This is a genomic window from Streptomyces sp. (assembly GCF_031178505.1).
GTDB classification, from domain to species: Bacteria; Actinomycetota; Actinomycetes; order Streptomycetales; family Streptomycetaceae; genus Streptomyces; species Streptomyces gulbargensis.
This window is the reverse complement of the sequence record NZ_JAPSIW010000362.1, coordinates 1-6,850: the sequence shown is the minus strand read 5'-3', so window position 1 is coordinate 6,850 and position 6,850 is coordinate 1. Positions and strand designations below refer to the sequence as shown.

10 protein-coding genes and 1 pseudogene are annotated in these 6,850 nt (G+C 71.9%); 5 read left to right on the top strand and 6 right to left on the bottom strand.

What is annotated here, in order from left to right; all coding sequences use genetic code 11:
- The first annotated feature begins 47 nt into the window (after positions 1-47).
- Positions 48-272 carry a hypothetical protein gene (locus tag RIF68_RS22010; RefSeq protein WP_309053006.1) on the top strand — a complete coding sequence of 75 codons (225 nt, stop codon included), beginning with the start codon at positions 48-50 and terminating at the stop codon, positions 270-272.
- 77 nt (positions 273-349) lie between these two features.
- Here RIF68_RS22010 and RIF68_RS22005 read toward each other — a convergent pair whose 3' ends face one another.
- The 5 genes from RIF68_RS22005 to RIF68_RS21985 all read right to left on the bottom strand — a co-directional run bounded on the left by RIF68_RS22005 (position 350) and on the right by RIF68_RS21985 (position 3,652).
- Positions 350-856, bottom strand: coding sequence for a DUF6624 domain-containing protein (locus RIF68_RS22005; protein ID WP_309053005.1), 507 nt, complete (start codon positions 854-856; stop codon positions 350-352).
- Between the two features lie 123 nt (positions 857-979).
- A protein-coding gene (locus tag RIF68_RS22000) for an IS5 family transposase (protein WP_309053007.1) occupies positions 980-1,851 on the bottom strand; the annotation gives its coding sequence in 2 pieces (ribosomal slippage) (positions 980-1,491 and positions 1,491-1,851; 873 coding nt in all).
- A gap of 141 nt (positions 1,852-1,992) precedes the next feature.
- Positions 1,993-2,544 carry a DinB family protein gene (locus RIF68_RS21995; RefSeq protein WP_309053004.1) on the bottom strand — a complete coding sequence of 184 codons (552 nt, stop codon included), beginning with the start codon at positions 2,542-2,544 and terminating at the stop codon, positions 1,993-1,995.
- 261 nt (positions 2,545-2,805) lie between these two features.
- Positions 2,806-3,009, bottom strand: a complete 204-nt coding sequence (locus tag RIF68_RS21990) for a cold-shock protein (RefSeq protein WP_309053003.1) — start codon at positions 3,007-3,009, stop codon at positions 2,806-2,808.
- Positions 3,010-3,154: 145 nt separating this feature from the next.
- On the bottom strand, positions 3,155-3,652 hold the full coding sequence (locus RIF68_RS21985) for a DUF5994 family protein (RefSeq protein WP_309053002.1): 498 nt from the start codon (positions 3,650-3,652) through the stop codon (positions 3,155-3,157).
- A 226-nt stretch (positions 3,653-3,878) separates the two neighbouring features.
- On the opposite strand from RIF68_RS21985, the gene RIF68_RS21980 reads away from it, so the two are divergent.
- The 3 genes from RIF68_RS21980 to RIF68_RS21970 all read left to right on the top strand — a co-directional run bounded on the left by RIF68_RS21980 (position 3,879) and on the right by RIF68_RS21970 (position 5,594).
- Positions 3,879-4,145 (top strand): hypothetical protein, encoded by a 267-nt coding sequence (locus RIF68_RS21980; protein ID WP_309053001.1) that lies wholly within the window; start codon positions 3,879-3,881, stop codon positions 4,143-4,145.
- Between the two features lie 244 nt (positions 4,146-4,389).
- On the top strand, positions 4,390-4,938 hold the full coding sequence (locus tag RIF68_RS21975; RefSeq protein ID WP_309053000.1) for a DUF5994 family protein: 549 nt from the start codon (positions 4,390-4,392) through the stop codon (positions 4,936-4,938).
- 191 nt (positions 4,939-5,129) lie between these two features.
- Positions 5,130-5,594: a MarR family transcriptional regulator gene (locus RIF68_RS21970; RefSeq protein ID WP_309052999.1), complete on the top strand. Its 465-nt coding sequence runs from the start codon at positions 5,130-5,132 to the stop codon at positions 5,592-5,594.
- Positions 5,595-5,715: 121 nt separating this feature from the next.
- On the opposite strand, the gene RIF68_RS21965 is transcribed toward RIF68_RS21970, so the two are convergent.
- Positions 5,716-6,522: an inositol monophosphatase family protein gene (locus RIF68_RS21965; protein ID WP_309052998.1), complete on the bottom strand. Its 807-nt coding sequence runs from the start codon at positions 6,520-6,522 to the stop codon at positions 5,716-5,718.
- 105 nt (positions 6,523-6,627) lie between these two features.
- Here RIF68_RS21965 and RIF68_RS21960 point away from each other — a divergent pair.
- Positions 6,628-6,850: pseudogene (locus tag RIF68_RS21960) on the top strand (LysR family transcriptional regulator); the annotation flags it as partial.

Here is a 6,850-nt window from a genome sequence, read left to right as displayed (position 1 = left end):
GTACAAAAGAGGTCCTAGGACCACGAAACGCAAGGAAGAGGGATCCCATGTCGCAGCACCGCGCCACCGAGGGGAACGCCGACCACCCGCGGACCGCCGCCGAGGAGGTCCTGAAGGAGTTCGAGGAGGCCGAGACGGACGTACGGGAGGACGCGCACCCCGATGAGGACGGCGCGGCCGCCGACGCCCTCACGCCGAGTCGGAGCGCCCAGGAGGACGCCCGGCGGCGCGCGGCCGGGGATCGCGAGGACGCGGCGGGGGGCGACGTCTAGGCCCTGTCCGGCGGATCATTGCCTGCGGCAGGCGAGCCCCGGGCAGTGATCCGCAGCACGCGACTGGGAACAGCGCGTCAGGCCGGGGAGAACTTGGCAACGTACTCGTCGAAGGGCTCGATGCCGACATCTGCTCGGAGTTCGTTCATGCGCTCAGGCTCTTCACAGGGCCACGGAACCGGTACCCCGTCCTTCACGCCGGCGATTTGAGTGCCGTAGACCTGCTTGCGGCCCTCATTGACCAGCGTGCGGTCGCGCAGGAAGGCCAGCTCGCGCGGGCTGGCCGAGCCTGCCGACACAGCCTGCTGCATCAGATGGAGGGCGCGCCGCTGAACATCGAGCTGCCGGTCGGCGTGCTGGGCGATCAGCCATGCTGCGCGTGCGGCCTCCTCACCAACCAGTTCTGCCGTCGGCCAGCCGTATTCGTCCATGATCTCGCCCAGCCGGTCACCGTGCCGGGCGGTCAGCCGCCGCCAGGCCAGCTGCTCGGCAGGGTCATCGCTGTTCGCGCGGACTGCGGACTGGTGATCGGCCGCAGCCATGTCCGCGAGCTCCCCGGCCAGCGCGGCAATGTCGTGCGCCATTCTCAACTCCCAAGTCAGATCAGTGCATTGTGCCTGCTGCCCGCAAGCCTAAAGGCGCAAATCAGGCGTAAAGATCATTCCGGAGAACGGTGACAGGCACCTCACCGCACGGGGATAATGGATCTACCCCCGAAGCCAGAGCCGGATCGCTGCGACAGTCACGGTGCCCTGGAAGACATAGGCACGCTTGTCGAACCTCGTGGCTACGGCCCGGAAGTTCTTGAGGGCGTTGATCGTCCGCTCAACTTCATTCCTTCGCTTGTAGATCGTCTTGTCGAAGCCCGTGGGCCGGCCGCCGCGACGCTTTCGGTTGGCCCGCTGGTTGCCCGGTTCGGGGATCGTGTGCTTGATCTGTCGTCGGCGCAGGTAGCGGCGGTTACGGCGCGAGGAGTACGCCTTGTCACCGCCGAGATGATCCGGTCGGGTGCGGGGACGCCCGCGGCCGAGGCGGCCAACGCGGATGCGTTCCATGACGGGGATGAGCTGTGGGGCATCGCCCCACTGGCCTGGAGTGATCAGCAGGGCCAGCGGACGGCGCCCGCCCTCTCCGGCGAGATGAATCTTGCAGGTGAGACCGCCCCGGGATCGTCCGAGCCCCTCGTCGGGACGGTGCTGCCGGGGCGTGCGTCTTTTCCCGGCACCCGCGGGGGTCTCCTGCGCGCTCCGGCGGCAAGCTGGTGGGCCCGGCAGGAGGTGGAGTCCACACTCACCATGGACCAGTCGATACGGCCTTCCGCGTCGGCGTCGGCCAGGACGGCCGCGAAGACCGTGTCCCACGTGCCGTCCGCCGACCAGCGCCTGTGTGGCTCATACACGGCCTTCCACTTGCCGAAACGCGCAGGCAGATCCCGCCACGGCACCCCGGTGCGCTGCCGGAAGAGGATCCCGTTGATCACCCTGCGATGGCTCGCCCAACGCCCGCCCCGCTGGCCGGACTTCGGCAGGTGCGGACACAGCCGTGCCCACTGGTCGTCTGTGAGATCTCCCCGCTCCATGAACATGCCAACGACTCGAATCCGAGGCAGTCACATGATCCGCCGGACAGGACCTAGCCCTCCCCCGGGCGGCCTGCCCCGGCGGCACAGCGGGCCGTTACGGACGGGCCTGCCGTACGCCGCCGGGGAACGTCCCGCGATTCACCTCGGGGGGTCCTCACCCGTGAGCCCGTCGACGGATTCGCGGATGAGGTCGGCGTGGCCGGCGTGGCGGGCGTACTCCTCGACGAGGTCGAGGAGGATACGGCGGAGGTTGGGGCGTTCGCCGCTACGGGTGACGTGGGCGCCGAGCTGGTCAAGGCCGCCCGTGCTGAGCGCCTTGTCGACGATGGCACGGGAGCGGGCGACCGACTCCCGCCACAGCGCGTGCAGTTGCTCCGGCGTGTCCCCGGCGGCGGAGCGGTAGTCCCAGTCGGGGGTGCTCTCCCAGTCGACGGAGTCCCAGGGAGCCCCGACGGGGGAGCCGAGCCACAGCCGGACGAAGTGGCTGTCCTCGACGTGTGCCAGGTGCTTGAGAAGGCCGCCCAGCGTGACGGTGGACGTGCCGAGTGTGGCGCGGAGGCCGGAGGCGTCCAGGCTCGAGCACTTCCAGGCCAGCGTGGCCCGCTGACGTTCGAGGGCACCGAGGACGGCTGCCGCCTCGGTCCCGGCGAGAGGGGGCTCCGGCCATGCTGCGGCCGCTGTCTCGGTCATGGTCGCAGACCTTACCGATCAGAGCTGACGGTTCGGCGAGCGGGGAAACGGACGGCCTTCGCCGTCCGGCCGCGCACGATCTGCCGTACTCCCCCGGTACCGGGCGCACGAGCGCCCCACCCCGCCCTGGCCGGCCGATCACCCGCCACGACCGGGCGGCGTGCAACGGACGCGGGAACCCGTCGCCGCGCTGCACGCCGCCCCGTGGAGGCCTCGGCGCTCATGTCGGGGAGCGTCGGCCTGTCGGACCGTGGCGGAGGTTCAGGCCGGTGTGACGTTCTCGGCCTGCGGGCCCTTCGGCCCCTGGGTGATGTCGAACTGCACCTTCTGGCCCTCGTTCAGCTCCCGGTAGCCGGTGCTGGCGATGGCCGAGTAGTGCACGAACACGTCCGGGCCGCCGCCGTCCTGCTCGATGAAACCGAACCCCTTCTCCGCGTTGAACCACTTCACCGTGCCGGTCGCCATGCCGTACTCCCTCATTCCATGAACAAGCCGCGCGGCACCGCGCCACGCGACCGTAGATCCGCATCATCGCCCCCCTGCCCGGCGCGGAGAAGGCGAAACGCTCATGGACCGGCGTGTCGCTCTTCCGGTCCCGCCCTTTTCCCGGTCAGGCGGGGTCCCCCGGCGCCTCGGTGGGATCGGGGAGCGAGGCGAGGAGGATCTCGGCGGCCTGTGTGACGTTGTCGGCGTCGACGGCGCGGGCCATGGCGGCGCGGGCGGCCTCCGGCGCCGTGTCGGGCGGGACGACCATGAGCGCGAAGTGATCGTTGTCGCCGCGGGTGATCAGGACGGTGCCGTCGCCGATGGCGAAGGAGTCGAGATGCACGACCCGGTCCTCGATGACGAGACGGGGCGGGATGCCGTTCCAGGCGGAGGTGTCCAGACCGACCCGGGTGACGGGGCCGAGATACGCGGTCAGGGCGGTGACCAGCGGCGGGATCTCCCGTTCGACATCACGCGTGCGCGGCCACCACGCTCCGTCGAGGAGGGTCTGCCGGGAGTGCGTCGTCTCGAGCCGGAGCAGCGCCGTACCGGGCCCGACGGCCTCATGGACCGCGTCGGGCAGGTCTCGCGACGGCGCGGGGGGAACACCAGGATCGGTCATGAGCGATTTCACCCGTCCACGGGGCACCTGCGCCGCCGCCCCACCGGTGGCGCGGCGGATGCCGGGCCGGCGGGCGGGGCACGGCCCCGTCCCTTCACGGTACTCCGGAAGGCCTCACCCGCGCGTCACTCCACCGCCCCGTCGCGTCCGGCGCCCGGCTCGGCGGACGTACGGTGGACGTACCGGGGCGTGACCGCCCTCCCCGGTGCGAAAGGACGGTGCCGCCTTGGACCGCAACGAGCCAGAAGACCTGCCGCCCCCTGGGCACGCCGAAGTCCGCATCGTCGCCGCCACCCCGGACGCCGCGCGCCTGGTGGCCGACATCCTCCGCCACTGCTTCGCCGGCGGGGAGCAGCGCAGCTATCCCGCCCCGGGCGGAGGCACCCGCCTCCACCTGACCGTCGACACCGCTCGCGCCTCCGAACCCGCCCTGTCCTGGCTGGCCGCCAGCAGGCCCCCGAGCGGTACCGGCCCCCACGCCGAGGAACCCTGAGCGGGCGCAGGGCGCGGCACACGCGTCCTCGCCGAGTGGCGGGGCTTGCCTTGAGGGATGCGTCTTCGCCGGTCGGCCGCGAGGGGGAAGGACGGGCGGAGCCGTACTCCGCGTACACCCCGGCGCGGAGTACGTTGGAGGTACCGGGAACAACCCGTACACCCGCCCCGGCGCGGGCGTCGTTCCCGGCGCTCAATACGCCGGGCCGCCGTTCCACGGTGCCCCGGGGACAGGACTCGGTCTCATGACCAGCACCACCCCTCCGGCGCGCCCGTCGCGCCTGACACTGACGCCGCGCACCTCTCTGGCGGGCCTGCTGGACGGTGCCTGGTGGCCCTACTCGCGGGATCTCAGCACCGAGCTGCCGCCCCTGGTGGAGGCGCTGGAGGAACGGTGGGGGCGCATCACCCGGATCACGGCGAACCCCGGGCCATGGCTCGTCGCCTCCTCCTCGGTCTCCGTCGGCGGCCACGTCGTGGACGTCGGCTGGCTCACCGACCAGGACCGCGACACGATGATCCTGCTCTCGTACGCCCTCGGCCGCTGCGACCTCCTTGTGGTCCCGCCCGAGGCCGAACCCGCCTCGGCGGCGCGGCTGATGGCCCTCGCCTCCGCCCCCGGCAACGTCCACACCGCCGGCAGCCTCATGTCCGGCGAAGGCGCGACCGGCGCGGGCCCGCGGGAGGCCGGAGGCGGTGAGAACGCCGGGAGGACCGCAGACGAAGCCTCCACCCACCCCCACCCCGTGGTCGGAGCCCGGATGATCTCCCTGCCCCGGAACATGCGGAGGTGACGCCTGTCCCCCGCGCTTCCCCGTTCACGGGCTCGTCCGCAGCGCCGCTTCGGTACGGCGCCCCGCCCGGTGGTCCTGCGGAGGGCGCGCATCGGTCGGCGCCGGTCTCGCCGAGCCGGTGAACCGCCTTGACCTCGACCGGACTTGAGCTTCTACGGTGATCGCATTCCGCTGATCCCGAGGAGGAGCACGTGAGCGTGGAGCTCAAGGAGTACGCGCAGAAGGACCTGGCCGCTCAGCCCATCGGAGCATGGACCGGCACGGCGTGCCGGCTGGTCGTCGGAGCCCTCCGTGAACAGTTGGCGGTGGAGAACCTCACACAGCCGCATTGGTGGACGCTCAACCACGTGGCCGGAGCGCCGGGGAAGTGGACCCGCGCGGCGTTGGTCGAGCGCTTGGCGAAGTGGGACGACCTCGCGACCGACTTCGACGGCGTCTTCGACGACCTCGTCGACCGTGGGTGGCTGGTGGAGGAGTCAGGGCTCATGACGTTGACGGAGGCGGGAGAGAACGGGCGCCTTCGGGCCAAGGAGCGCAACCTGCGCGTGCACCAGCGGGTGCACGACGGCATCGACACGGCCGACTTCGTGACCACCATCAACGTCCTGCGTCGCATGGTCGCCAATCTGGGCGGCGACGGCAACCTGCCCGACTGACGGGCGTCGCGAGCCGTCCCACCCCCACCGACCGACGGCGGTGACCGCGGGCCCTTGGACCGGTCGAGCCTCCCCGTCGCGGCGCGGCCGGCCCCGTGAAGGCCCTGCGGTCACGGCCGTCTCAGCACTGGCTTCGCCCGGGCATCATCGACATCAGCAGCCCGTGCGTCTCGGCGTCGGAGGCGACCACGAGCCCACGGCCCGGCTCACCGAGCGGGGCACCGTCGATCCCTGTGACGGTGCAGCCCGCTGCCCGGCACAGGGCGATACCGGCCGCGAAGTGGACGCTTCCGGAGAGGTCGCCGCCGTCGGTGACGTACGCGGCGCGCTTACCGGCGGCCACCCAGGCCAGCGCCAGGCTCGTGGACACGACTCGCGGCCGGAAACGCTCCACGAACTCGGGGCGTGCCAGCAGATCGACGGCGCGGAAGCCGGGCGCGCCGGGGAAGGGCGGGTCCAGGTTGACGTCCACGAGGCGGGTGGCGGCCGTGGGTGTCAGGAGCGCGTCCTCGGCCCCGTCGCACCGCACCCAGGCACGCTCTCCGTCGGTGAAGAACACCTCCCCGCTGAACGGGTCGGCCACGGCCGCGGCCCCGTCTCGCAGCGCCACGTTGACGGCCACCAGCATGGTGCCGACGGCGTAGTTCAAGGTGCCGCAGAGGGGGTCCACCAGCCATTGGCGCACCGTTCCCGCGGCGCCCTGCTGCCCGCCTTCCTCGCCGAGCACCGCGTCGTCAGGCCGCGCGGCGCGGATGACTCCGAGGATCGCCTTCTCGGCCTCCACGTCGGCGGTGGTGGCGAAGTCACCGGCCCCCTTGTCGATGCGGTCCAGTCGGCGTCCGTACATGCCGCGGACCACGTCCGCGCCGGCCCGGACGCCGGCTATGGCGACCGCGGCGTCGTCGGAACTCGCGTATGAGTTGATCACGCCCGCAGCCTACCGAGACACCGGCCACGGCCCCGGCGGAGCCGTCGGGGCCCGGGGGCCGGGTCGCCGGTGGCCACCGGTCGCGTCAGCCCCCCGGCCGTGCGGGCCGACGGGCGGGCCGACATCGCCCTCGCGACGCTGGGCGGCTCGGTGGCGCTTCCGCCGGGGCTGGTCGCGAGTGAACTCTTCGAGGAGCCGTACGCCCTGGTCCACGCGCGGGGGCACGGCGCCCCGCGTTCGCTTCCGCTGGTCGACTGGGCCGAGAACTGCGGTTCGTACACCCGTGACTGGTGGGCCGCACAGGACTGGATTCCGGCGGCGACCGTCG